The 23544-nt window shown below is 72.9% G+C and carries 25 protein-coding genes; 11 read left to right on the forward strand and 14 right to left on the reverse strand.

Annotated elements, in window-relative coordinates; genetic code table 11:
* Positions 1–3: 3 nt before the first annotated feature.
* Positions 4–1314 carry a glycoside hydrolase family 36 protein gene (locus GD748_RS14390; RefSeq protein ID WP_152195911.1) on the forward strand — a complete coding sequence of 437 codons (1311 nt, stop codon included), beginning with the start codon at positions 4–6 and terminating at the stop codon, positions 1312–1314.
* Positions 1315–1363: 49 nt separating this feature from the next.
* Here GD748_RS14390 and GD748_RS14395 read toward each other — a convergent pair whose 3' ends face one another.
* The gene (locus GD748_RS14395) at positions 1364–1780 is read right to left on the reverse strand and encodes a ChaB family protein (protein WP_152195912.1); all 417 of its coding nucleotides are present in this window, start codon (positions 1778–1780) and stop codon (positions 1364–1366) included.
* Positions 1781–1984: 204 nt separating this feature from the next.
* Complete coding sequence (locus tag GD748_RS14400; protein ID WP_152195913.1) at positions 1985–2344, reverse strand: iron chaperone; 360 nt, start codon at positions 2342–2344, stop codon at positions 1985–1987.
* A 306-nt stretch (positions 2345–2650) separates the two neighbouring features.
* Between GD748_RS14400 and GD748_RS14405 the strand changes: the two genes are divergently transcribed.
* The 5 genes from GD748_RS14405 to GD748_RS20220 all read left to right on the forward strand — a co-directional run bounded on the left by GD748_RS14405 (position 2651) and on the right by GD748_RS20220 (position 6225).
* A complete protein-coding gene (locus tag GD748_RS14405) occupies positions 2651–3247 on the forward strand; it encodes a dienelactone hydrolase family protein (protein ID WP_152195914.1) in 597 nt (198 codons plus the stop codon).
* A 160-nt stretch (positions 3248–3407) separates the two neighbouring features.
* Positions 3408–4073 (forward strand): hypothetical protein, encoded by a 666-nt coding sequence (locus tag GD748_RS14410; protein ID WP_152195915.1) that lies wholly within the window; start codon positions 3408–3410, stop codon positions 4071–4073.
* Complete coding sequence (locus GD748_RS14415; protein ID WP_152195916.1) at positions 4070–4699, forward strand: OmpA family protein; 630 nt, start codon at positions 4070–4072, stop codon at positions 4697–4699. The genes GD748_RS14410 and GD748_RS14415 overlap by 4 nt, the downstream gene beginning before the upstream one ends.
* Positions 4700–4929: 230 nt before the next feature.
* Complete coding sequence (locus GD748_RS14420; RefSeq protein ID WP_152195917.1) at positions 4930–5649, forward strand: alpha/beta fold hydrolase; 720 nt, start codon at positions 4930–4932, stop codon at positions 5647–5649.
* An 84-nt stretch (positions 5650–5733) separates the two neighbouring features.
* A complete protein-coding gene (locus GD748_RS20220) occupies positions 5734–6225 on the forward strand; it encodes a DUF1918 domain-containing protein (protein ID WP_152815474.1) in 492 nt (163 codons plus the stop codon).
* Positions 6226–6235: 10 nt separating this feature from the next.
* Here GD748_RS20220 and GD748_RS14430 read toward each other — a convergent pair whose 3' ends face one another.
* Complete coding sequence (locus GD748_RS14430; RefSeq protein WP_152195918.1) at positions 6236–6901, reverse strand: TetR/AcrR family transcriptional regulator; 666 nt, start codon at positions 6899–6901, stop codon at positions 6236–6238.
* Between the two features lie 131 nt (positions 6902–7032).
* Here GD748_RS14430 and GD748_RS14435 point away from each other — a divergent pair, with 131 nt between their 5' ends.
* The 3 genes from GD748_RS14435 (at position 7033) to GD748_RS14445 (ending at position 11315) form a co-directional block, all read left to right on the forward strand.
* Entirely contained in the window at positions 7033–9588 is a 2556-nt protein-coding gene (locus tag GD748_RS14435) for an MMPL family transporter (protein WP_152195919.1), read from the forward strand.
* A gap of 55 nt (positions 9589–9643) precedes the next feature.
* Complete coding sequence (locus GD748_RS14440) at positions 9644–10690, forward strand: LLM class flavin-dependent oxidoreductase (protein ID WP_152195920.1); 1047 nt, start codon at positions 9644–9646, stop codon at positions 10688–10690.
* Between the two features lie 142 nt (positions 10691–10832).
* Complete coding sequence (locus GD748_RS14445) at positions 10833–11315, forward strand: SRPBCC family protein (RefSeq protein ID WP_152195921.1); 483 nt, start codon at positions 10833–10835, stop codon at positions 11313–11315.
* A 145-nt stretch (positions 11316–11460) separates the two neighbouring features.
* Here GD748_RS14445 and GD748_RS14450 read toward each other — a convergent pair whose 3' ends face one another.
* The 6 genes from GD748_RS14450 to GD748_RS14475 all read right to left on the reverse strand — a co-directional run bounded on the left by GD748_RS14450 (position 11461) and on the right by GD748_RS14475 (position 16676).
* On the reverse strand, positions 11461–11859 hold the full coding sequence (locus tag GD748_RS14450; protein ID WP_152195922.1) for a type II toxin-antitoxin system VapC family toxin: 399 nt from the start codon (positions 11857–11859) through the stop codon (positions 11461–11463).
* The gene (locus GD748_RS14455; RefSeq protein ID WP_152195923.1) at positions 11856–12119 is read right to left on the reverse strand and encodes a type II toxin-antitoxin system VapB family antitoxin; all 264 of its coding nucleotides are present in this window, start codon (positions 12117–12119) and stop codon (positions 11856–11858) included. The genes GD748_RS14450 and GD748_RS14455 overlap by 4 nt, the downstream gene beginning before the upstream one ends.
* Before the next feature lie 51 nt (positions 12120–12170).
* On the reverse strand, positions 12171–13085 hold the full coding sequence (locus tag GD748_RS14460) for a sugar phosphate isomerase/epimerase family protein (RefSeq protein WP_152195924.1): 915 nt from the start codon (positions 13083–13085) through the stop codon (positions 12171–12173).
* On the reverse strand, positions 13082–14296 hold the full coding sequence (locus GD748_RS14465; RefSeq protein ID WP_152195925.1) for a dihydrodipicolinate synthase family protein: 1215 nt from the start codon (positions 14294–14296) through the stop codon (positions 13082–13084). Before GD748_RS14465 ends, GD748_RS14460 begins: the two co-directional genes overlap by 4 nt.
* Positions 14293–15525: a Gfo/Idh/MocA family protein gene (locus tag GD748_RS14470; protein WP_152195926.1), complete on the reverse strand. Its 1233-nt coding sequence runs from the start codon at positions 15523–15525 to the stop codon at positions 14293–14295. The genes GD748_RS14465 and GD748_RS14470 overlap by 4 nt, the downstream gene beginning before the upstream one ends.
* 95 nt (positions 15526–15620) lie before the next feature.
* The gene (locus tag GD748_RS14475) at positions 15621–16676 is read right to left on the reverse strand and encodes a LacI family DNA-binding transcriptional regulator (RefSeq protein WP_152195927.1); all 1056 of its coding nucleotides are present in this window, start codon (positions 16674–16676) and stop codon (positions 15621–15623) included.
* 179 nt (positions 16677–16855) lie between these two features.
* Between GD748_RS14475 and GD748_RS14480 the strand changes: the two genes are divergently transcribed.
* Together GD748_RS14480 and GD748_RS14485 are read left to right on the forward strand one after the other, a co-directional pair.
* A complete protein-coding gene (locus GD748_RS14480) occupies positions 16856–17791 on the forward strand; it encodes an NAD-dependent epimerase/dehydratase family protein (protein WP_152195928.1) in 936 nt (311 codons plus the stop codon).
* A gap of 99 nt (positions 17792–17890) precedes the next feature.
* Positions 17891–18751, forward strand: a complete 861-nt coding sequence (locus GD748_RS14485) for a sugar phosphate isomerase/epimerase family protein (RefSeq protein ID WP_152195929.1) — start codon at positions 17891–17893, stop codon at positions 18749–18751.
* 90 nt (positions 18752–18841) lie between these two features.
* On the opposite strand, the gene GD748_RS14490 is transcribed toward GD748_RS14485, so the two are convergent.
* The 5 genes from GD748_RS14490 to GD748_RS14505 form a co-directional block, all read right to left on the reverse strand.
* On the reverse strand, positions 18842–19753 hold the full coding sequence (locus GD748_RS14490; protein ID WP_152195930.1) for an NADP-dependent oxidoreductase: 912 nt from the start codon (positions 19751–19753) through the stop codon (positions 18842–18844).
* 118 nt (positions 19754–19871) lie between these two features.
* On the reverse strand, positions 19872–20030 hold the full coding sequence (locus tag GD748_RS19580) for a hypothetical protein (RefSeq protein ID WP_193312957.1): 159 nt from the start codon (positions 20028–20030) through the stop codon (positions 19872–19874).
* 423 nt (positions 20031–20453) lie between these two features.
* On the reverse strand, positions 20454–21218 hold the full coding sequence (locus GD748_RS14495) for an SDR family NAD(P)-dependent oxidoreductase (protein WP_152195931.1): 765 nt from the start codon (positions 21216–21218) through the stop codon (positions 20454–20456).
* An 83-nt stretch (positions 21219–21301) separates the two neighbouring features.
* Positions 21302–22930, reverse strand: a complete 1629-nt coding sequence (locus GD748_RS14500) for a PH domain-containing protein (protein WP_152195932.1) — start codon at positions 22928–22930, stop codon at positions 21302–21304.
* Positions 22927–23445 (reverse strand): PH domain-containing protein, encoded by a 519-nt coding sequence (locus tag GD748_RS14505; RefSeq protein ID WP_152195933.1) that lies wholly within the window; start codon positions 23443–23445, stop codon positions 22927–22929. The genes GD748_RS14500 and GD748_RS14505 overlap by 4 nt, the downstream gene beginning before the upstream one ends.
* Positions 23446–23544: the final 99 nt, after the last annotated feature.

Genomic DNA, 23544 nt, shown 5'->3' on the forward strand with positions numbered 1-23544 from the left:
GACATGAGGTTCGAACCGGTCGACGAGGTGGCCGTCTCGGCCGACCACGGGCGCGTGTACGAGGAGGGCTGGCAGTCGTGGAGCCCCACCGCCTGGTACGACGTCGGGCAGACGTCGGCCCGGCCGGCGCTGGAGTGGCAGCACCTGATGCGTTTCCGCCCCGGTACGGAGCTGCCCGCGGCCGGCTTCCAGGCGTCCGGCCTGCTGGTGGTCGAGCCGGGGACCGGGGAGCCGGCGCGGGTCTACGGCGCCGACGACGCCCGGGACGAGGTGCCGACCGTCCGGGCCGAGGTCGTCGGGGGACGCCTCCTGGTCTCCAGCGACGGGCCCGTGACGGTCCGGACCGCGGACGACGGCGCAGCGGGACTCGCGGCGTTCGGTGACCGGTTCGCCACGGGCGCCGGGGGCGGGGTGCCCCGACCCGCACCGACCGTGTGGTGCTCCTGGTACCGGTACTTCCTGGACGTCACCGAGCGGGACGTCCTGGAGAACCTCGATGCGCTCGCCGCCGCGCGGCTCCCGGTCGACGTGGTCCAGATCGACGACGGCTGGCAGGCGGGCATCGGGGACTGGACCACGCTCTCGGCCCGGTTCACCTCGCTGACGCGGCTGGCGGACAGGATCCGTGCGACAGGTCGGCGCGCCGGGATCTGGCTCGCCCCGTTCGTCGTCGGCGCGGACAGCGAGCTGGCCCGGGAGCACCCGGACTGGCTGGTGGGCGACGCCGGCACGAATTGGGACCAGCAGCTCCACGGCCTGGACCTCACGCACCCGGGTGCGCGCGACTACCTGCGTGAGGTGTTCGCCGCGCTGCGCTCAGCCGGCTTCGACTACTTCAAGCTGGACTTCCTCTACGCCGGCGCGGTGCCGGGCACTCGGCACGGCCCGGAGACCGCCGTCGCCGCCTACGCCTCCGGGCTCGCGCTGATCCGGGAGGCCGCCGGCCCGGACGCCTACCTGCTCGGCTGCGGGGCACCGATCCTGCCCAGCGTCGGGCTGGTCGACGCGATGCGCGTCTCGCCCGACACCTTCCACCCCGAGGGGCAGGACGGCTCGCGGGGGCTGCGCGGTGCCCCAGCCGTCGTCGCCCGCGCCTGGCAGCACGGCCGGTTCTGGGTCAACGACCCGGACTGTCTCGTGGCGCGCCCCTCGTTCGTGCTGCGCGAGGAGTGGGCTGCCGTGATCGAGCGCTACGGCGGCCTGCGCTCGTGCTCGGACCGGATCGCCGACCTGGACGAGTGGGGGCTGACCACCACCCGGCGGCTGCTCTCGACCGTGCCGGCACCCGAACCGTTCGTCCGTCGCGAGCCGTAGCCGGCCCTGGCTGACACGGTCGGAGCGCCCGGCGGGTGCTGCCGGGCGGTCAGCGGTTCCGGCGGGTCTCGCGCTCGTTGGCCTTCTGGATGGCCTCCACCAGCTCGTCCTTGGTCATCGTCGAGCGCCCCTCGACCTGAAGGCGCTTGGCGAGGTCGTACAGGTGCTCCTTGGAGGCGTTGGCGTCCACGCCGCCGGCGGTCTCCCCGGGAGAGCCGCGCGTCCCCTCGGCCTTGGTGTCCGACGGGCCCGGCTCGTCCTTCGGCTCCCAGTGATCACCGACCTTCTCGTAGGAGTGCTTGAGCGCGGCGTACGCCGTGCGGTTGGCGCGCTCGCCCTCGCCGTAGGACTCCGCGGCGGAGTCGTGCGCCTTGGCGAAGGTGCGCTGCGCCTTGTCCTCCGACTTCTCCAGCGTGCTGGGCAGCTCGCTCTGCTTGGCCGAGCCGTCCTTGTTCGTCTTAGGCATCGTCCTGTCCCTCCCGAGTGGCACCACCAGCGTGCGCCCGGTGCTGCCGGCTCGCACGCGCGAGTGGCGGTCGCGGCCCTCGCAACCACTGTGTCTGAGCGCTCGAGGCCCCTCGCAACCACTGCGTCTCAGCGCTCGCGGCCACATGGTCCCCGCGCACGCGGTCTCCTGTCGCCTGGCCGGCGGTCCCTTGCCAGGACGTTGCTATGCCGGCCCGCTGTTCCGCTCGTCGGCGAGGCGCCTCGTCACCCGCTCGATGAGGTCGTAAGGGACGGGCTCGCCCAACGTGAACTTCGCCGTGCCCTTGCCGGCCATGTACGGCGCGAGGTCGCGCTGGAGCTGCTCGTCGCCGTGGGGAAGCGGGTAGAGGCTGATGTGGTGCTTCCAGCCGGCGAAGTACACCAGGTACCTCCCGCCGACCGTGATCGTGGGGATGCCGTAGCTGATCGTCTCCTCGCCGTCGGGCACGACCTCCCGGATGGTGCGCCGGACCTCCTGGAGCACTTCCTGGACATCGCCGGGGAAGGTGGCGATGTAGCCGTCGACGCTCTCGTGGTGTGCCATCGTCCGCTCCTCGAAGCTGCACCGGTGCTCGTCGAGCCGAGCGTAGGACCGTCCGGGCCGGCCCGGAAGGAGCGTAGGACCGTCCGGGCCGGCCGGAAGGACCGGTCGGGCGCGGAGTCGGCGACGGCTTCGCCGTGCGGGGCACGGGCGGTCGGCTGGTGCTCGTCCGGCGCGACCCTCTCGACGCCGGCGGTGCGTGGTCGTAACGTGATGCGCCGAGCGGCGCGGCGCTCGGATGTCACCACCTGGGACGAGGATGTCCCCGTCGGCGTCGCCCGGGCGCCCACGGGAGCGAGAGGGAGCGAGATGGCTGAGATCGTGCTGTTCCACCACGCGCAGGGTCTGACGTCCGGCGTCCACGGGTTCGCCGAGAGGCTGCGCGGGGCCGGCCACCGGGTCCACGTCCCGGACCTGTACGAGGGCCGCGTGTTCGACGACCTCGACGCGGGCGTCGACCATGCCCGCGAGGTCGGGTTCGACGTCGTCGCCGGGCGCGGCCGGGCGGCCGCCGAGGCGCTGGGGGAGGAGCTCGTCTACATCGGCATGTCGCTCGGTGTCATCCCCGCGCAGGAGCTCGCGCAGACCCGACCCGGTGCACGCGGGGCTCTGCTGCTCTACTCGTGCGTACCGACGAGCGAGTTCGGGGACGGACGCTGGCCTGCCGGTGTGCCCGTCCAGGTCCACGGCAAGGAGGGCGACCCCTCGTTCGCGGAGGAGGGCGACATCGACGCCGCCCGCGAGCTCGTGGCGTCGACGGACGACGCCGAGCTGTTCGTCTACCCCGGTGACCAGCACCTCTTCGCCGACTCCAGCCTGCCCGCCTACGACCAGCAGGCGGCCGAGCTGCTCGAGGAGCGGGTGCTCGCCTTCCTCGACCGCGTCGACGCGGCGCCGCCGGCGTAGGTCCCGACGCCCGGCGGAGGTCGTAGGTCCCGACGCCCGGCGGAGGTCGTAGGTCCCGACGCCCCGGCGGAGGCGAGGCTCGCCGTCCCTCCTGGCGGACGGCGAGCCGGCCCGGGGACGAGTTCGGATAGCGTCACGTCCGTAATCCCAAGCTCGAGCCATGGAGAGAACTATGTCCGCGCGCCTGCGCACCGTCCTGGCGGCAGTCGCCGCTGCCACCCTGCTCACCGCGTGCACGAGCAGCGAGAGCGGCGACGACGCAGGAGCGACGTCTGCCACCGAGACGGCCACGGCGGGGGCGGAGGTCGCCGAGGACCTCCAGGCATCTGCCGGCCCGGACGCCGAGCCGCAGCCGGTGCCGGCCGACCTTCCGGTCGTCGCCACCCGGTCCACCTCGCACGGGTCCATCCCCGTGGAGATCGACCTGAACAGCGTCTCCGCCGCCGGTGAGGTCATGACCGTCGTCTTCACCGTGCGCAACGTCGGCGACGACAACGACTGGCAGATCTCGGACTACTTCGACGACGGCCTCTACACCACCCCGTTGGACGAGGACGGCACGCGCAGCGAGGAGAGCGACACCATCCACGGCTCGACGACGGACGGCGTCTCGGTCGTCGACACGACGAACGGCACGATGTACCGGGCGGCCTACGACGCCGCCGGCAACTGTGCGTGCAACGTCGACCTCGGCGGCAAGTTCGTCGACCCGGGCCAGGAGCTCGTGCTGACCACCATGTTCGCGGCGCCGCCCGAGGACGTCGAGACCGTCACCGTACAGATCCCCGGCGCCGGCGCCTTCACCGACGTCCCGCTCACCCGATGAGCCGCGCCCCGGCAGTCCTCCTCGCCGCCGGCCTCGCAGTCGTGAGCCTCGCCGGACCCGCAACGGCAGCGACCGACGCGGCGACGCCGAGCGACGCGGCGACCGCGACCGCCGCCCCCGAGACCGAGCTGCTCGGCCTGCCGCCCGCCACCGCGGACGTCGCGGTCGCGCCGGTCGTCGACCTCGTCGCCAGCAGCGCCCCGCTGGCCGCACCGGCGAACCCACTCATCGCGAGCACCGGCAGCACGGACGGTGCCGTCACGACGGACGCGAGCAAGGAGAAGCAGGCGTTCACTCTGGCCGGCGACGTCTTCTTCGAGCCGACGTCGGCGGAGCTCACCGCACGCGCCGAGGACGGGCTGACGTCGATCGCCGAACGGCTCACGGAGCTGTCCCCGACGTCGGTGACGGTCGTCGGGCACACCGACGACGTCGACACCGACGCGTACAACCAGGACCTGTCCGAGCGCCGTGCCGAGGCGGTACGCGCCTTCCTCCTCGAGCGGTCGTCCGACCTGCCCGTCACGGCCGAGGGACGCGGCGAGAGCCACCCGGTCGCCTCGAACGACTCGGACGAGGGTCGGGCGCTCAACCGCCGCGTGGAGGTCACCGCCGAGGCCGGATGATGCGGGCCGCCGCACCCTCGAGGTTTGCTCCGCCGTCGGGCCGGATGACGCGCCACGCCGCACCCTCGAGGGTGCTCCGCCGTCGGGCCGGATGATGCGCCACGCCGCACCCTCGAGGGTGCTCCGCCGTCGGGCGCCGACGGCGGAGCCCGGGTCCGGGCGGTGGCCGACACGCCGTCCCCACCACGTCGTGCCTCGACGGCGCGGCGCGGAGGCGGCACGCTTGGGGCATGACAGCGACGGAAGCTCATGTCGTCCTCGTCCCCGGCTTCTGGCTCGGCGCCTGGGCCTGGGACGACGTCGTCCCGCACCTGCAGGAGAAGGGCGTCCGCACCCACCCGGTGACCCTGCCGGGGCTCGAGTCGGCCGGTGACGACCGCGTCGGCCTGACGCTGGACGACCACGTCGCCGCCGTCCGCGAGGTCGTCGCGGGCCTGGACGGTGCCGTCGTCCTCGTCGGTCACAGCGGCGCCGCCGCCGTCGTCCAGTCCGTCGTCGACGCCGACCCGACCCGGATCCGGCGCGTGGTGTACGTCGACTCCGGCCCGCTCGCCGACGGCGCCGCGATCATGCCGGAGCTGCCGGCCGACGTCGCCGACCTGCCGCTGCCCACCTGGGCGGAGTTCACCGAGCGGGGCGAGAGCTACGAGGGCATCGACGAGACCGGCCTCGCACTCTTCCGGGAGCGGGCCGTCGCCCACCCGGCCGGGGTCGCGCGCTCGGCCGTGCGGCTGCGCGACGAGCGCCGCAAGGACGTACCGGTGACCGTCGTGTGCTGCACGATCCCCGCCGGCGTGCTGCGCGACGCGATCGACGCCGGCGAGCCGTGGGCCGCCGAGCTCCTCGGCGCGGACGTGGAGCTGGTCGACATGCCGACCGGGCACTGGCCGATGTTCTCCCGCCCCTTCGACCTGGCCGAGGCCATCCTCGGCGCGGTCCGCGCGCGCTAGGGCCGCCAGGAGGTCCACGAGCCCCCTTCCGCCGGCGACGATTCCGCGCCAGAGTTGGAGTCACCGACGGACCAGGGAGGCGTCATGAGGGCCCAGCAGGGAGACCACATCGTCCTCGCCGGGGAGCAGGTGGGGCAACCGGCGCGCGACGGCGAGATCATCGAGGTGCGCGGAGCCGACGGCGCACCGCCCTACGTCGTGCGCTGGAGCGACGGGCACGAGGGGACCTTCTTCCCCGGTCCGAGCGCGGTGGTCCAGCCGGGCGGGGAGCGTCCGGAAGGGCCGGCACCCGCCGCCGGTGCGAACCCGGTGCGCGAGTGGCAGATCCGGGTGTCGATCTTCGAGACGGCGGACGACACCAGGGCGCGCGTCGCGCTCGTGACGGACTCGAGCGAGCGCACCGAGACGACGGGCAGCAGCCACCGCAGCCCGCGGGACCCGGACGTGCCGCGCATCGGCGAGGAGGTCGCCGTCGCCCGCGCCCTGCGCCACCTCGCGGACCGGTTGCTCGACAGGGCCACGCACGACGTCGAGGTCACCACCGGCGAGCACGACGTCGACATCCGGCCCGAGTGATCGCGCCGAGCTAAGGGCGCGACGTCCAGCGACGGGCGATCGACTCGGCGTCGGACATGCTCAGCGGTGCGGGCAGGGGAGCGTCGGAGCCGGTGGCGCGCAGCCCGTCGGCGAAGATCGCGAGGTAGCGCCGGTAGGCCCGGGAGGCGCTCGCCGGCGCGTGCATGGCGACCTCGGTGATCGTGAAGTACAGCATCGTCAGGTCCTGCGGCGTGACGTCCGGCCGCACCGAGCCCTCCGCCTGCGCCCGCTCGAGGAGGTGCTCGAGGTGGCCCCGGACCCGGTCGGCCACCTCGTCGAAGTCGCTCGAGAGCTGCCCCGGGCCGAGTGCGACGTCGCGCAGGCCGAGGTTCGCCGCGAGCAGGTCTGCGACGTGCGAGACGAGCAGCATCAGACCGTCCCACGCAGGTTCGGTGGCCATCGCCTCGTCGGCGACGTCGAGCAGCCGGGCGACCTCGTCACCCAACGCCTCCTGGACGAGAGGCGCCCGGTCGGGAAAGTGCCGGTAGACGGTGCCGACGCCGACGCCCGCGTGACGCGCGATGTCGTTGTGGCCCACCGCGAGCCCGTGCGCGGCGAACTGCTCGCGGGCGGCACTGATGATGCGGAGCCGGTTCTGCTCCGCGTCCCGGCGCAGGGGACGCCGGCCGGACGGCCCCGGCGTGTCTGTCGGCATGTGGCGGATCGTACACACGTAGGCGGATGCAACTTATCCGCTCAGGCGGGTAACGTCGCTATCCGGATAATCGTCATCCGCTTCGCCCGCCCGTCGCGCCGCGCCCGGCGCCACCCCGAGGAGACCCCGTCATGGCTGAACTGCTCTACCGGCTCGGCCGGTTCGCCGCGCGACGTGCCTGGCTCGTCGTGTCGGCCTGGCTCGTCGTGCTGGTCGCCGTCGGGGGAGCCTTCGCCGCGTTCGGCGGCACGCTGACCACCGCCATCACCATCCCCGGGACCCCGACGGCGGAGGTCACCGACCGGCTGCAGGCCGAGTTCCCCGACGCCGCGGGCGGCACCGGCACCGTCGTCCTGCACACGACCGACGGCACCGAGCTCTCGGAGACCCAGCGGGCGGAGCTCGTCGACGTCTTCGACGAGGTCTCGGGCGTCGAGGGCGTCAACGCCGTCGTCGACCCGTTCGCCGTCCAGGCGCAGCTCGCCGAGCAGCAGGCCCGGATCGACGACGGCCGGGCGCAGATCGAGAACGGCCGCGAGCAGATCGCGGCCGGCCAGGAGCAGCTCGACGCGGCCCGCGAGCAGCTGGACGCCGGCCAGGCGCAGCTGGACGCCGCCGTCGCCCAGGCCGACGCCGCCGGGTTGCTCGCCCAGGCGCAGCCCCAGCTGGACGCCCAGCAGGCCGAGCTCGACGCGGCCCGTGCCGAGCTCGACGCCCAGGCGGCCGAGCTCGAGAGGCAGGCCGCCGAGCTCGAGGCCGGCAGCGAGGAGCTCGAGCTCGGCGCCGCCCAGCTCGACCTGGCCGGCGGCATCCGGACGGTCTCCGAGGACGGCTCCGCCGCCACCGCGACGGTCCAGTTCGCCGAGCCCACCTACGAGGTCCTCGCCGAGACCAAGGAGTCGGTGGTCGAGGCCTTCGAGGACAACCCGGTCGACGGCGTCGAGGTCGACTTCTCGTCCGAGATCACCCAGAGCGTCGCGAACATCGCCGGCGCGTCCGAGATCGTCGGGCTCGCCGTCGCCGTCGTGGTGCTCATCGTCATGCTGGGCACGCTGGTGGCGGCGGGGCTGCCGATCGTCTCGGCCCTCGTCGGCGTCGCCGTCGGTGCCCTCGGCGCGATGGCTCTGTCCGGGACCGTCGAGATGATCAGCGTGACGCCCGTCCTCGGCCTCATGCTCGGCCTCGCGGTCGGCATCGACTACTCGCTCTTCATCCTCAACCGCCACCGGCGCCAGCTCCGCGACGGCATGGAGCTCCACGAGTCCATCGGCCTCGCCACCGGCACGTCCGGCAACGCCGTCGTCTTCGCCGGTCTCACCGTGCTCATCGCGCTGCTGGCCCTGAACGTCACGGGCATCGACTTCCTCGGCCTGATGGGGACCGTCGCCGCCGGCTGCATCGCGGTCGCCGTGCTCGTCGCCATCACGCTCATGCCGGCACTCCTCGGGCTCGTGGGCCGTCGGGTGCTGCCGCGCCGCCAGCGTGGGGCGCGCCAGCACGTACGCAGGACCAAGGCCGTGCGCGAGATGTCCACCGGGGCGGCGATCCTCTCGCTCGTCGTCGGGATCGCCGCGCTCGTCGTCATCGCCCTGCCGGCGCTCGACATGCGCCTCGGCCTGCCGGACGGGTCCTCCGAGCCGGTGGACTCCACCCAGTACCAGGCGTACTCGGTGGTCGAAGAGAAGTTCGGCGCCGGCCAGAACGGCCCGCTGCTGGTGGTCACCGACGTCCCGGACGGGTACGCGGGTACCGAGGTGGCGGCGTTCCAGGTCGCCGTCGGGCAGGAGATCGCGGCCCTCGACGACGTCGTGGCCGTGGCGCCGATCGGCACCTCGCAGGACCAGACGATCGCGGCGTTCCAGGTGGTGCCCGCGGACGGGCCGAGCAGCGAGTCCACCGAGGAGCTCGTCCACACCCTGCGCGGGCTGAGCATCACCGGCGAGCCCGGCGTCGAGCTCGGCGTCGCGGGGGCCGCGAGCGGCAACATCGACATCTCCGAGAAGCTCGCGGACGCCCTGCCGACGTACCTCGCCGTCGTCATCGGCCTCTCGCTGATCATCCTCGTGCTGGTCTTCCGCTCGATCCTCGTCCCGATCATCGCCACCGGCGGGTTCATCCTGTCCGTCTTCGCGGCGTTCGGGGGGATCACCGCGATCTACCAGTGGGGTTGGCTCGGGGAGATCTTCGGGGTCCACCAGCCCGGGCCGGTGCTGAGCTTCCTGCCGACGATCCTCATCGGCGTGCTCTTCGGTCTGGCCATGGACTACCAGCTGTTCCTCGTCTCGGGCATGCGGGAGGCGTACGTCCACGGCACCCCGGCGCGCGCGGCGGTCATCGAGGGCCGACGCGCCGGGCGGGCGGTCGTCACGGCTGCCGCGATCATCATGGTCTCGGTCTTCGGCGGGTTCATGTTCTCCCACATGGCGATGATCCGGCCGATCGGCTTCGGGCTCGCGTTCGGCGTCCTCGTCGACGCCTTCGTCGTCCGGATGCTCATCGTGCCGGCGCTGATGCACCTCGCCGGTGACCGGGCATGGTGGCTGCCGCGGTGGCTCGACCGCATCCTGCCCGACGTCGACGTCGAGGGGGCCGCGCTCGAGCGGCGCCACCACGTCGCCGGGGAGCCGGACGCCGTCGGCACGCCCGACGTGGCGAACGCGGGCGAGGTGACGTCGCACGGGCGGTGACGCTCGCCATGGCGCCGAACTGGTGCACAGGGGCAACTGCTGCTGAGGTTGACGCATGACGACGGCGACGCACCGCAAACGCATCGGCTTCCTGTCCTTCGGGCACTGGCAGGCGATCCCGGGGTCGCAGTCCCGCACCGCGGCTGACGCGCTGCTGCAGACGATCGACCTCGCGGTCGGCGCCGAGGAGCTCGGCATCGACGGCGCGTACGTCCGGGTGCACCACTTCGCGCCCCAGCTGGCCTCGCCGTTCCCGCTGCTCGCGGCGGTCGGTGCGCGCACGTCGCGCATCGAGATCGGCACCGCGGTCATCGACATGCGCTACGAGAACCCGCTGTACATGGCCGAGGAGGCGGCCGCCGCCGACCTCATCAGCGGCGGGCGGCTCCAGCTCGGGATCTCGCGCGGGTCGCCCGAGCCTGCGCTGCACGGCTACGAGTCCTTCGGCTACGTGCCCGGCGAGGGGCAGAGCGACGCCGACATGGCCCGCGCGCACACCGAGGTGTTCCGCGCCGCGATCGGCGGGGCACCGGTGGTACGCGCGAACCCGCGGATGACCGGAGCCGAAGGTGTCCTGGACGTCCAGCCGCAGTCTCCCGGACTGCCCGACCGGATCTGGTGGGGCTCCGGCACCCGCGGTACCGCCCGGTGGACGGCCGAGCAGGGCATGAACCTCATGAGCTCGACGCTGCTGACAGAGGACACCGGCGTGCCCTTCGACGAGCTGCAGGCCGAGCAGATCGACGTCTACCGCGAGGCCTGGAAGGAGGCGGGGTGGGAGCGCGAGCCCCGCGTGTCGGTCAGCCGCAGCGTCATCCCGCTCGTCAGCGACCTGGACCGACGGTACTTCGGTGCCTCCGCCGCCGTCGAGGGGCACGACCAGGTCGGCCTGCTGGAAGGGGTGCGGGCCAGGTTCGGCAAGAGCTACACCGGCGAGCCCGACGTCATCGCCGACGAGCTCGCCAAGGACGCCGCGGTCCGGGCTGCCGACTCGCTGCTGCTCACCGTGCCGAACCAGCTCGGCGTCGAGTACAACCTGCACCTGCTCCAGAGCATCGCCGAGTACGTCGCCCCTGCGATCGGCTGGTCTTCGGCCGTGTGAGGTATCGCCGAGCACGCCGGCCCTGCGATCGGCTGGTCTCCGGCCGTGTGAGGCGTCGCCGACCACGCGGCCCCCGAGATGGTCCCCGGCCGTATGCGGATTTCCCGCGTCGCTCGGCCGGACTGCCTCGTAGGCTGCGTCTGTGCCCCAGCTGGAATCGACCTTTCTCTCGGTGCTGCCGGTCCCGCCAGCAGTGCTCTGGCGACACGCGACCACCTTCACCGGGATCAACGGTGAGTTCTTCCCGCTCCTGCGGATGACCACGCCGGAGGGTGTCAGCGCGATCGACCCGGACAGCATCGTGCTCGGCCAGCGGATCTTCCGCTCTTGGCTGCTCCTAGGCGGCGTCCTCCCGGTGGAGTACGACGACCTCGTCGTCGTCGAGATTGAGCCCGGGCGCCGGTTCCTGGAGCGCTCGAGCATGCTCACCTCGAAGGTCTGGGAGCACGAGCGCACGGTCGAGGACCTCGGGAGCGGGATGTCGAGGCTCACCGACCGAGTCGCGTTCGAGCCACGGGTGCCGTGGCTCGGGCCGCTGATGGCACCCGTGGTCGGGCTGCTGTTCCGGTACCGCCACCGACGCCTCGCCGCGCGCTACCGCAGGCATCAGTTCGTCGGCGAGTGACACGAACCGGTCGGCCGCGAGCGCGTGAGGTGGTGCGGAATGCGTCGCTCGACGACACAGAACGCCGAGTGACGCGAAATGGTCGGCTGCTGAGCCTGTGGGTGGTGCGGATCGTGTCTCTCGGTGACCGTGACGGGCATTCTGCCTACGGGACGGCAGCCGGGCGGACATCGGTGTGCCCGAAGTCGTCGCCCTTGAAGAGCAGCGCCTCGCCGGAGAGCTTGGCGAGGGCGTAGCCGAAGCAGTCCCCGTAGTTCAGGCCCGCCGGATGCCCGGTTCCCCTGCCGAAGTCCCGGTATGCCGCCCGGGCCTCGCGCGCGTGCTCAGGCGTGACCTCGACGATGTCGATACCGAGATGCTCGAGCAGCTCGTCGAGTCGCCTCGAGAGCACCGGATCACCTACCCGGTCGACGACGATTCCTGTCTCGACGTAGCTCGCTGCCGAGAGGCGGGGCTGCTCGGCGCCGAGGATGAGCTCGACAATGCCTTCTGCCTCCGGTTCGTCGAGCAGGATCGCCACCAGCGCCGACGTCTCGACTATCACTCTGGCAGTCCTGACTCGTCGTAGAGGTCGTCCGTGGCCAGGCCGGTGACGCCGGCGGTGGAGAGGCGCTGGCGCATGTCGGTGAGAGTGCGGTCCACGGCTTGTCGACGCGTGGCGTCGTCACGTCGAGCGTCAGCATCGAGGTCGGCGAGGTACCGCTCGAGCGCAGCCTCGATCGCGCCCGTCTGACTCGCCCCCGTGCGCCGCGCGACAGCGCGAGCGAGCTCGTGGACGCGCTCGTTCTTGATGTTGAGCCCCACGGTGGCACCCCTTCTACCGTAATGGGGTACAAGTCTACCTAGGCGAGCGGGCTACAGGTAGGGCCGGACGAGCTCGGTGTAGCGCTCGGCCATGGTCGCCACGGTCTGGTTGCCGGGTGCGTCCCAGATCTCCTGGTTGAAGATCTCGACCTCGACGTCGCCGGTGTAGCCCGCCTCGGCCACCCATCTGGTGATCGTCGGGAAGTCGATGAACCCGTCGCCCATGAAGCCGCGGGAGAGCAGCGGGTCGGCGGCGATCGGCTGGTTCCAGTCGCACACCTGGTACGACGCCAGCCGGCCCTCACGACCGGCGCGGGCGATCTGCTCCTGCAGCTGCGGGTCCCACCACACGTGGTAGGTGTCCACCACCACGCCGACCGTCTCCGCGGGGTACGGCGCCGCCATGTCCAGGCACTGCCCCAGGGTGGACAGCACCGCCCGGTCCGCGGCGAAGATCGGGTGCAGCGGCTCGAGCACGAGCCGGACGCCGTGCTCGGCCGCGAACGGGACGAGCTCGCCGATGCGGTCGGCCACCCGGCCGCGGGCGGCCACCAGGTCCTTGTCGCCGCCCGGACGCGGCGGCCTGTTCGGTCCCGTCGCCGCGGGCAGCCCGCCGACCACCATGATGACCTCGCTCGTGCCGAGCGTGGCCGCCTCAACGATCGCGGCGCGGTTGTCCTCGAGCGCTGCCGACCGGCCGGCGTCGTCGTCCGCGGTGAGGAATCCGCCGCGGCACAGCGACGACACCCGCAGGCCCGCGTCGCGCACGATCTGTGCGCTGCGCTCCAGCCCCGCCTCGGCCACCCGGTCGCGCCAGAGCCCGACGGCGGGCAGCCCCGCGGCAACCGCGCCCACGACGGCCTGCTCGAGCGTCCAGGCCTTGGTGGTGGCGGTGTTCAGCGACAGGCGCGACAGGTCGGGCACGGCAGCTCCTGCGGTCTCGGCGACGGGTGCGGTGACGGTCATCGGGCGTCGGTCCCGAAACCGGTGACGGCCAGGTACTGGCCCATGCGGCGGGCGGCGAGCTCCGGGTCGGTGAGCAGGCCGGCGGTGTCGGCCAGCCGGAATAGCTCGACCAGGTGCGGCACCGACCGCCCGGCGTGCAGGCCGCCGACCATCTGGAACCCGGGCTGGTGCCCGTTGAGCCAGGCGAGGAACGCGACGCCGGTCTTGTAGTAGTAGGTCGGCGCGGCGAAGATGTGCCGGCCGAGCGCCTGGGTGGATGCCAGGATCTCGTGGGCACGGGCGGGGTCGCCGCCCGGCTCGAGCTCCTGCAGGGCGGTGGACGCGGCCGGCGCGATGGCGGCGAAGATGCCGAGCAGCGCGTCGGAGTGGCCGCGCTCGTCGCCGACCACCAGGTCCGGGTAGTTGTAGTCGTCGCCCGTGTACATGCGCACGCCCTCGGGCAGGCGCTCGCGCACCCAGATCTCCAGGTCGGCGTCGAGGAGGGAGACCTTGATGCCGTCGACCTTGTCGGCGTGCGCACCGATGAGCTCGAGCACGGTCTCGGCGGCGGCGTAGGGCTCGGTGTGGCCCCAGTAGCCGGACAGGGCCGGGTCGAACGCCTCGCCGAGCCAGTGCAGGATCACCGGGGAGCTGCACTCGGCGAGCAGCGTCGAGTACACGGAGAGGTAGTCGGCGGCGTCCCGTGCCGCGGCGGCCAGCGCCCGCGACGCCATGAGGATCGGCTTCGCGCCCGCACCGACGACGGTGGCCAGCTGCTCGCGGTAGGCGTCGGTCACGGCCTGCAGCGCCGCGGCCGGCTCGACGCCTGTCAGGCTCGCCGGGTCGAGCTGGTCGGTGCCGGCCCCGCAGGCGATGGCCCCGCCGACCGAGCGGGCCTCGGCCGAGGAACGGCGGATCAGCTCGGTGGCCGCGGGCCAGTCCAGCCCCATGCCGCGCTGGGCTGTGTCCATCGCCTCGGCGACGCCGAGCCCCAGGGACCACAGGTGGTGGCGGAACGCCAGGGTGGCGTCCCAGTCCAGGACGGCGGGGGAGCCGGGAGTGTTCTCCGCCGTCAGGACCGGGACCACGTGCGCGGCGGCGTAGGCGACGCGAGCCGTGAACGGCGAGGTCGGGCTGGTCCACGCGCCGGGGGCGCGGAGCTGGTGCTCGGTGAGGGTGCCGTCGCCGGCGGGCAGGGCGAGCGTCGTCGTGCTCAGCTGTTGGGCGGTCATCGGGTGCTCCCTACGGGTTCGCCCACGACGTCGGCGCGGGCACTGGCGGTGGCGTCGGCGTCGCCGTCGAGGCTGATGGCCGGGATGTCGAGGCGGCGGCCCTCGTCGGAGGAGCGCAGCCCGAGCTCGGCGAGCTGGACGCCGCGGGCGGCCGAGAGCAGCTCGAAGCGGTGCGGGCGGCCGGCGACGACGTCGCGGAGGAACTCCTCCCACTGCAGCCTGAACCCGTTGTCGAGGTCGTCGTTGGCTGGCACCTCCATCCACTGGTCGCGGAAGGACTCGGTGACGGGCAGGTCCGGGTTCCACACCGGCTTGGGGGTGTGGGCGCGCTGCTGGGCGACGCACTTGCGCAGCCCGGCGACGGCGGAGCCGTGGGTGCCGTCGATCTGGAACTCGACGAGCTCGTCGCGGTGGACGCGCACCGCCCAGGAGGAGTTGATCTGCGCGATCACGGGGTCCCCGGCCGGGGTGCGCACCTCGAAGATGCCGTACGCGGCGTCGTCGGCGGTGGCGTCGTACGGCTCGCCGCGCTCGTCCCAGCGGGTGGGGATGTGCGTGACCGCCTTGGCGGTGACGGACTCGACGGTGCCGAGGACGCCCTCGAGGACGTAGTTCCAGTGGCAGAACATGTCGACGGTCATGCCGCCGCCGTCCTCCTTGCGGTAGTTCCAGGAGGGGCGCTGGGCGGCCTGGGTCTCGCCCTCGAAGACCCAGTACCCGAACTCCCCGCGCAGGGAGAGGATGCGGCCGAAGAAGCCCTCGTCGACCAGCCGGCGCAGCTTGACCAGGCCGGGCAGGTAGAGCTTGTCGTGGACGACGCCGGCCGTGATGCCGGTCTGCTGAGCCAGGCGGGCGAGCTCGACGGCCTCGTCGAGGGTCTCTGCGGTCGGCTTCTCGGTGTAGATGTGCTTGCCGGCCCGCATCGCCTTCGTCAGGGCCGCGACCCGCCGCGAGGTGACCTGGGCGTCGAAGTAGATGTCGACCGTCGGGTCGGCGATGGCGGCGTCGACGTCGGTGCTCCACTCGGTGACGCCGTGCTCGGCGGCGATCTCACGGAGCTTGTCCTCGTTACGACCCAAAAGGATCGGCTCGACCTGCACCTTGGTGCCGTCCTCGAGCTCGACGCCGCCGGCGTCGCGGATGGCGAGGATCGAGCGGACGAGGTGCTGGCGGTAGCCCATGCGGCCGGTGATGCCGTTCATGGCGATGCGAAGCGTGCGGGTGGTCATTGTCTCTCCGTCGAGTCGGGAAAGCCGGGTGCGGAATGCGCTTTCCCGCACGGTAGGCCGGGCGGGCTCCCGATGTCAACGTCTCCGACTTCCGGCTACCTGCGCGGGGTGGACTCGCGCACGACGACGTCGCCGGTCACCGTGATCTCGCGCGGCTCCGCAGCTGGCTCGAGCGCGAGCGGCGTGGCGAGCCGGCCGATCTCCTCGAGCGGCAGCCGCACGGTCGTCAGGGCCGGTGCGACGTCCCGCAGGGTCGCGATGTCGTCGAACCCGGCGAAGGCGACCTGTCCGGGCACGTCCAGCCCGGCGTCGCGGGCGGCTGACATCGCGCCGACCGCCATCACGTCGTTGACCGCGAAGACCAGCTCCGGGACCCGGCGGGCGTCGATGAGGGTCCGCATCGCGGCGTAGCCGCCGTCCCGGGTGAACTCGCTCGGCACGACGGCGTCGGGAAGGATTTCGGTCCCGCTGACTGCCATCGCGTCGCGGAATCCGGTGGCGCGCTCGCGCGCTGTCAGGTGCCCGGGCGGGCCGGCGAGGATCGCGACGTCTCGGTAGCCGAGCTCGTGCAGCGCGTCCGCCAGCGCCCCGCCGCCGCCGCGGTTGTCGGGACGGACGGTGCTGACGCCGAGGATCGGCTGGCCGATCATCGCCACCGTGCCGCCGCGCTCCTGGTAGTTCTCCAGCGCAGCGCGCAGCTGCTCGTTGCCCTCGGCGTCGTCGCGGCGGCCGCCGGCGAGGATGATCGCCCGCGCGCGCTGGTTCTGCAGCGTCTGGACGAACTCGAGCTCGCGGCGCGGGTCGTGGTGGGTGTTGGCGAGGGTGACGGCGCAGCCGGCCTCGTCCGCGGCGCCGGTGACGCCCGCGGCGATCGAGGAAAAGTAAGGGTCGGCGATGTCGTGCACGATCAGGCCGATGGTGGCCGTGCGGCCGCGGGCCATCGCCTGGGCGTTCGCGTCGGGGGAGTAGTGCAGCCGCGCGGCCGCGGCCAGCACGCGCTCCTTGAGGTCGGCCCGGACGGTCCGGTCGATGCTGCCGTTGATCGCCCGCGACGCCGTGGCCAGGGAGACGCCGGCCTCCCGCGCGACGTCGCTCAGGGTGACTCCTGTGCGGGCCCGTGCGACCGTGCGACCCGTTCCGTCTGCGCTCACGAACGCCCCGTCTCCGCTGATGAGGGCCCCGGTGAGATGGGGCCGCCGTCACAGTAAGCGCTATCCCGAACCGCGGCAACGAGCTCGCACCACGGTGGCCGGCGGCGAGGTCGGACAATCTACTTTCGGTGCCCACGTCGTCCGGGGCAGGATGAGGCAGGCGACGAAGGAGGGTGTGCGTGCGAGTGCTCCTGGCCGGTGCGACAGGCACCATCGGGACCGAGCTGACGGCGCAGCTGCTCGCCGCCGGGCACGAGGTCGTCGGCCTGACCCGGCGCGAGTCCGGGGCGCGCAGGCTGACCGAAGCGGGCGCCGACGGCGTGGTCGCCGACATCCTCGACGCCGGCGCGCTGCGCGAGGCGCTCGCCGGCCGGCAGGTCGACGCCGTCGTCCACGAGGGCACCGCCATCGCGGGGACGCCCATCCGGCACCGCGACCTGTACCCGACCAACGCCCTGCGCACCTACGGCACGGCGAACCTGCTCCGGGTTGCCCGCGACCTGGGCGCGCACCGCTTCGTGACCCAGTCCTTCCTCTACGTCTACGGCTACGTCGACCACGGCGAGGTCCCGGTCACGGAGGACGCCCCGCTCGGCCCGGGCGGTGGGGGCGCGTTCGACCGGCACGTCGCCGCCATGCGCTCGAACGAGAGGCAGGTGCTCGAGGCCGACGACATCGACGGCATCGCCCTGCGGTACGGGTTCTTCTACGGCGCCGAGCCCGCCACCCGCGGCATGCTCGACAGCGTCGCACGCCGGCGCCTGCCCGCTCCGCGCCGCGGCACCGGGCTCTCGCTCGTGCACGTCGAGGACGCCGCGGCCGCCACGGTCGCCGCGCTCGAGCGCGGACGGGGCGGTGAGGCGTACAACGTCGCCGCCGACGAGCGGCTGACGTGGACGGCGTACTTCGACGCCGTCGCCGAGGCCGCGGGCGCGAAGCGGCCCCTGCGGCTGCCGAACGTCGTGTTCCGGGCCTCGCCGTACCTCGGGGTGCTCATGACCCGGGCGAGTATCCACCTGGACAGCACCAAGGCCGAGCAGCAGCTCGGCTGGCGGCCGAGCTACCCGAGCGTCCGCGAGGGCCTTGCCGCGGTGGTCCGAGGCGGCCAGCGGTAGCGCAGCGGGTCATCGGCCGGCAGGTACCACGTTGACGACGGCCACCATCGGTGCTGAACTCTCGCGGGAAGCGTATTCCCCCACGATGAGGTGCACCCCATGACCAGCTGGCGGCTCGCCGCATCCACCCTCGGCGCCCCAGACGAGGACCTGCCCACGATCGTCGAGATCCTGCGGCGCCACGGCGCTGCCGCCGTGGAGCTGCGCGCCGCCGACGGTGCCCAGGTCCACGTGGGCCTCGACGCGGCCGAGCGGTCCGGTGTCCGTCAGCTCTTCGCCGACGCGGGCATCGAGATCCTCGCCGTCGCGAGCCGGGTCCAGGTCGCCGCGGCGGGCGACGACGACGGGGTCGTCTCCGCCCTGCTCGCCCATCTCGAGCTGGCCGCCGACCTCGGCGCCGGGTACGTGCGGGTCTTCCCAGGGGCCCCGACCGGCAACGCGCGACGGGACGAGCTCCCGATGCTGATCGAGGACGTCGACGAGGTGGACTCCCGGGCGGTCCGGCGCCTGGCCGCGGTGGCTGGACGTGCCACGGAGCTCGGTGTGCGCCCCGTGATCGAGACCCACGACTCCCACCCGCGCGGCACCGACGTCCTGCGGGTGCTCGACCGGCTCGACGTCGAGCGGCCCGGACACCCGGTCGGGGCCATCTGGGACGTGCTGCACCCCTGGCGCGTCGGCGAGCCGCTCGAGGTCACCGCAGCCGCCCTCCTGAAGCACCTGAGAGGCGGCCGCGGGTTCGTCCAGATCAAGGACGTCGTCGAGCCGGCGGATATCACGCCCGTCCTGCAGGGCAGCGGCACGGTGCCCGTGCCTCACATGCTCGAGCTGCTCGCCCACGGTGGCTACCGCGGCCCCGTCTCCCTGGAGTGGGAACGGATGTGGTACCCCCACGTCGAGCCGCTCGACCCCGCGCTCGGGGCGGCCGCCGCCGTCCTCGCCGCGGCCGGGACGGAGTAGCCCGGACGACGACGGTGCTCGTCGTGATCGCCACCGGGTTCGGACCCGACCAGCGGTGCGGGGGTCACGGGCATGGGCTGTCCGACCGCCTCAGGGGGCGACCATCTCGATGACGACCTTTCCGGCGGCGTGCCCGGACTCGACGACGGCCAGCGCCTCGCGGGCGCGCTCCAGCGGGAAGGTGGCAGTGACGTGCGGGTCGACCCGACCGTCGGCGACGAGGTTGGTGATCCTCGCCAGCGCCCCGGGGACGCGCTGACGCAACGAGCCGCCGAGGCGGGTGACGAGCCCGTCGGCGGCGGAGACGACGCCGGCGGGCCGGGTGGCCAGCACAGTCGCCTGGCGGAGCGCGTCACCCCCGACGAGGTCGACGACCAGGTCCACGCCGTCGGGGGCCAGCTGCCGCACCGCATCCGCGAAGTGCGCCCCGGAGGGGACGAAGGTGGCGCCGGTGGACTCCACGAGCTCACGCTTCGCCTCGCTCGCGACTCCGACGACCTCGAGCCCGCGCACCCGGCCGACCTGCGCGGCCAGGTGGCCGACGCCGCCACCCGCGCCGAGGATGAGCATGGTCCCGCCGGCGTCGACCTCGACCTGGTGGGTCAAGTCGAAGGCGGTGGTGCCCGCGACGGGGAGGACTGCGGCGTCGACGAAGGAGATCCCCGCAGGCTTGACGACCGCATGGGCGGCACGCACCAGAGTGTGCTCGGCGAAGCCGCCCCGGCCGACCCGCACCGGCGCGAGCACCTCGTCCCCGGCGGCGAAGTCCCGCACGCCGTCGCCGACCGCCGCGACCACGCCGGCAACCTCCAGCCCCATGGCGACCGGCAGGTCCCGGTCGGGGCCGAGGCCACCGGCTCGGATCTTCGCGTCCGCCGGGTTGACGCCTGCGGCGCGGACCGCGACGAGCAGCTCGCCGTCGCCGGGCGTCGGGACGGGCCGGTCGACGAGCTCCTCGTGCTCGGGTCCGCCGAGCTGGTTGAAGACGTACACCCTGGACATGGCCTGCCTTCCCTCGCCGTCGCCTCCCACGATCCACCACGGAGGCGGTCTCGTCACGGAGCCGGCGGACTGCGCGACGTCCGTTCCGCAAGCGCGACCGGCTCCCCGAGGTCACCGGTCAGAGCTCAAGGACCGCCTCGGTCTTGCCATCCTCGTCGACCTCACCGGTCGGGACGAAGCCGATCCGCTCGTAGAAGCTGCTCGGCCCGTCCGCGTCACCTTGGTAGCTCGTGCCGATGCGGCGTGCGGCGGGGCGAGTGCGGACGTAGTCGACCACCTGGCGCCACCGAGGCGTCCGTGGCAGGGGAGTGGCCCGGACGCGGACGCCCGGGCCACCCTCTGCTGCACCTGGTAGGTCAGTCTCTCGACGGGTGCCCGATCGTGGGCGGTGCCGGTGCTTCGTTGAGCATCAAGACGGCCGATATCCTCGCGAGCCGGCCGACAGCCAGGTGGCGTTGTTCGATGTTCTCACTCGCCTCACATCACCAGCTTTCGCTCGCGTCTTCAGAAGGTGCGTCCCTGCACCGTCCTGCCGCCGGGCGTCGTCGTCGATCATTCTCGTTCCCGACCCGTCGGGGCGCCTGACTCGGGACCCCGGGTCGATGCGAGCGCTTCGATCGTCATGCCGTCCAGCTACCTCCATCGTGCCACCGCTCGATGGGATCGCGCTATGGGACGTTCGTCCGTCCACAGATTGGTCTCACTCGGGCAGCCACCGGTCGGCGACGGCGTACCCGCCGTCCACCGGCAGGGCCACCCCGGTGACGAAGTCCGAGGCGCTCGACGCAAGGAAGACCGCCGGACCCACGAGATCGATGGGCTCGCCCCAGCGCTGGGCCGGGGTCTTGTGACGGATGCGCTCACCCCACTCGGTCTCCCGGGCGCCGCGGGTGAGCTCGGTGTCGTACCAGCCCGGCAGCAACGCGTTGACCTGCACGCCGTGCGCGGCGAGCTCGACCGCCAGGGACCGGGTCAGCCCGACCATGCCCGTCTTGGCGGTCGTGTAGCTGACCGAGGCGGGCTGACCGAACAGCGCGTAGATCGACCCGATGTTGATGATCTTCCCCGACCCCTGGGCGACCATGGCGCGGGCTGCGTGCTTGGCGCAGAGGAATGATCCGGTCAGGTGGGTGTCGAGCACCGCGCGCCAGTCGTCCTCGGTGAGCTCCAGCACCGGTCCGGCGACGTAGTTGCCGGCGTTGTTGACGAGGACGTCGAGCCGGCCGGCCGACTCCACGACGGTGCCCACGGTCCGCGCGACCGCGGCCTCGTCACGCACGTCGCAGACCAGGGCGCCGAGCCCGTCACGGCTCGCTACGGCGGCGTTCTTCCGCTCGTCCCGGCCGGTCACCCACACTCTCGCGCCCGCGGCGGCGAGCCCACGCGCGATGGCGAGCCCGAGCCCACCGTTGCCCCCGGTGACGAGGGCGACCCGGCCCGCCAGTCTGAACGGATCCGGCTCCACGTCGAGCCTCCTGCGGTAGGCGAGGCCTCAAGTGTCGTACCGGATCGCACGGTGCGCCAGGAGGGCGGAGGCTTCGGCCCGGACTACCGCGCGAGGAACGGCTCGAGCAGGTCGGGGACGGCGTCGACGGCCACCAGCAGCCCCTCGCCGGCGTCGACGTCGCGCATCGCGTACCCGCCGGAGCCGGCCGCCGTCGTCGCGGTGATCGTCGCGAGCCCGGCCCGGCGCTGGAACCACGACTGCCGCACGTTCCACCCGACGATGCCTGTGCGCTGCAACGCCACGGTGCTGCGCTGGAACGTCCCGCTGCGGGTGACGAGGTAGTCCTCGTCGAGCCGGTGCCCGAGCGAACGGGCGGCGTCGACGGCCAGGACCACGAGCGCCGGGGTGAGCACGACGACCCCGACCCCGGCGACCACGAAGAACGTCGGTGTGAGCCACACGCCAAGCACCGCCCCGACGACGGCGTACCCCACTACCGTGCCGAACGCCCACCTGATCCGCTTGGACCGGGCCGCCGGCGGGTGCGGCGTCAGACCGGTGACCGCGGTGGGGGAGAGGGCCTCGCGCAGCACGGTCGCCGCCACGTCGTCGGCGAGGCCTCGCGGGGCGAGCGGCAGCAACGTCTTGTTGTCCGTGGCGGTCTGCTTGCCGTTCTCGTCCGGCCGGCGCAGACCGCTGGCGACGGCGTCGAGCTGGGCGGCGCCGGCGAGCCTGGCGCCGAGCGGCTCGACCAGCGCGATCCCGCGCAGCCGGGACTCCTGGACGGAGGTCGACCGGGTGGTCAGCAGGCCACGTCGCACCCGGAGCGTGCCGGTCTCGCGCTCGAGCCGGTAGTTCCACCAGAGCTCGACGTGGATCAGCAGCGCGCCCACCAGGCCGACCAGGGCCGGTCCGGCCAGTGCGACGGCGAGGACCGGCAGCCAGCCGACGTCGCCCACCAGGGTCGTGAACCAGTCGATGATGCGCTGCTGCCCCTGCCCGGCGTTGCCGAGCGTCTGTCCGGCCAGGGCGTAGCAGGCCCCGGCGATGACGAACGGCGTCCAGGTCAGCGGCACGTAGCGCAGCCACCGCGGGTCGAAGGTGGCGATCGCAGGGTGTGCGACGTCGTCGTGCGCGCCGTCGCCGTCGGCCCGCCCGAGGAGCCTGGAGTGGAGACGCTCGGCGTCCCCGCGCGGGATCGGCGAGAGGTTGATCGAGCCCTCCTCGCCGGACTGCTCACCGGTGCCGATCTGGACGCGCGCGAGGCCGAGGATGCGCAGGACGGGGTCCGCGGTGACGTCGACGGTGCGGATCCGGTCGCGGTGCAGAGAGCGTCGCTTCTTCACGACGACGCCGCTGTGCAGCCGCATCCGATGCTCTTCGACGAGGTAACGGGTGGTGCGGTGACGCAGCCATCCGCCCACGAACCCGCACGCCGCCGTCACCACCGCTGCGGGCAGCACCCAGACCAGCGCCGTGGTGAGGGAGTCGACCAGGGCGATGACGATGCCCGTCGGGACGGCGACGGCGACGGCGAGGGCGGTGACGGTGAGTCCGTCGGCGACGAGGGTCAGCGGGTCGAGCCGGGTCCACTCGGCGTGATGGGGCGAGTGCGGACTGGGGCCGGGCGTCGGGGCTCGGTCGTCGGGTCGCCGCGTGCCCACCGCGTCCGCCGGTCCGGCGGCTGTCCCGGGCCACCCGCCGTCGGGCGAGCCTTCCGGCCGTGTCATGTGGCGTCCCCGGGCGTGGCCTGGGTGATCTCGGTGAGCTGCTCGACGACCTCGTCCGCCGTCTGCCCTGGCAGGCCGCTGATCGTGACCGCTCCGCGCGAGGACGCCGTCGTGACGACGACGGTGGCCAGTCCGAAGGCCTGCTCGAGCGGGCCGCGGCGGGTGTCGACGGTCTGGATCCGCGACATCGGGGCGATGCGCGACTCGACCCAGAACCAGCCCGAGCGGGCGTAGACCGCGGCCTCGCCGAGCTCCCAGAGCTGGTTGCGGTACCGCCACCGGGGCACGATCACCAGTGCGAGCACCATGACCACCGCCAGGGCACCGGCGGGGACGAGCAGCCACGTCCGGGCGGCGGTGATGAGCAGCCCGAGCACGACGAGCACGACGATGACCGGCAGGAACCACAGGGCGATCTCGACGCTCCACCACGCGATGGCCCTACGGTCGGCGCGGTTGCGCGGCGGGCGCAGGCGCGGGTGCTCGCTCGTGCTCGCGGGTGTCGGAGAACTCATGAGTGCCACCTTCCGGTCGGTGGACGAAAGCGTCGGGCGGCCCGTCAGTTTCAGAACGGCACTGCTGCTATCTCAGTGCACCTGGCACATGGAGACAAG

The sequence above is a fragment of the Georgenia subflava genome, from assembly GCF_009193155.1.
Classification (GTDB): Bacteria; Actinomycetota; Actinomycetes; order Actinomycetales; family Actinomycetaceae; genus Georgenia; species Georgenia subflava.

Bases quoted from the DNA above. Each gene is read 5' to 3' on its own strand.
- GD748_RS14390 (WP_152195911.1), top strand. From the start codon at position 4: ATGAGGTTCGAACCGGTCGACGAGGTGGCCGTCTCGGCCGACCACGGG.
- GD748_RS14395 (WP_152195912.1), bottom strand. From the start codon at position 1,780: ATGCCTAAGACGAACAAGGACGGCTCGGCCAAGCAGAGCGAGCTGCCC.
- GD748_RS14400 (WP_152195913.1), bottom strand. From the start codon at position 2,344: ATGGCACACCACGAGAGCGTCGACGGCTACATCGCCACCTTCCCCGGC.
- GD748_RS14405 (WP_152195914.1), top strand. From the start codon at position 2,651: ATGGCTGAGATCGTGCTGTTCCACCACGCGCAGGGTCTGACGTCCGGC.
- GD748_RS14410 (WP_152195915.1), top strand. From the start codon at position 3,408: ATGGAGAGAACTATGTCCGCGCGCCTGCGCACCGTCCTGGCGGCAGTC.
- GD748_RS14415 (WP_152195916.1), top strand. From the start codon at position 4,070: ATGAGCCGCGCCCCGGCAGTCCTCCTCGCCGCCGGCCTCGCAGTCGTG.
- GD748_RS14420 (WP_152195917.1), top strand. From the start codon at position 4,930: ATGACAGCGACGGAAGCTCATGTCGTCCTCGTCCCCGGCTTCTGGCTC.
- GD748_RS20220 (WP_152815474.1), top strand. From the start codon at position 5,734: ATGAGGGCCCAGCAGGGAGACCACATCGTCCTCGCCGGGGAGCAGGTG.
- GD748_RS14430 (WP_152195918.1), bottom strand. From the start codon at position 6,901: ATGCCGACAGACACGCCGGGGCCGTCCGGCCGGCGTCCCCTGCGCCGG.
- GD748_RS14435 (WP_152195919.1), top strand. From the start codon at position 7,033: ATGGCTGAACTGCTCTACCGGCTCGGCCGGTTCGCCGCGCGACGTGCC.
- GD748_RS14440 (WP_152195920.1), top strand. From the start codon at position 9,644: ATGACGACGGCGACGCACCGCAAACGCATCGGCTTCCTGTCCTTCGGG.
- GD748_RS14460 (WP_152195924.1), bottom strand. From the start codon at position 13,085: ATGACCGTCACCGCACCCGTCGCCGAGACCGCAGGAGCTGCCGTGCCC.
- GD748_RS14465 (WP_152195925.1), bottom strand. From the start codon at position 14,296: ATGACCGCCCAACAGCTGAGCACGACGACGCTCGCCCTGCCCGCCGGC.
- GD748_RS14470 (WP_152195926.1), bottom strand. From the start codon at position 15,525: ATGACCACCCGCACGCTTCGCATCGCCATGAACGGCATCACCGGCCGC.
- GD748_RS14485 (WP_152195929.1), top strand. From the start codon at position 17,891: ATGACCAGCTGGCGGCTCGCCGCATCCACCCTCGGCGCCCCAGACGAG.
- GD748_RS14490 (WP_152195930.1), bottom strand. From the start codon at position 19,753: ATGTCCAGGGTGTACGTCTTCAACCAGCTCGGCGGACCCGAGCACGAG.
- GD748_RS14500 (WP_152195932.1), bottom strand. From the start codon at position 22,930: ATGACACGGCCGGAAGGCTCGCCCGACGGCGGGTGGCCCGGGACAGCC.
- GD748_RS14505 (WP_152195933.1), bottom strand. From the start codon at position 23,445: ATGAGTTCTCCGACACCCGCGAGCACGAGCGAGCACCCGCGCCTGCGC.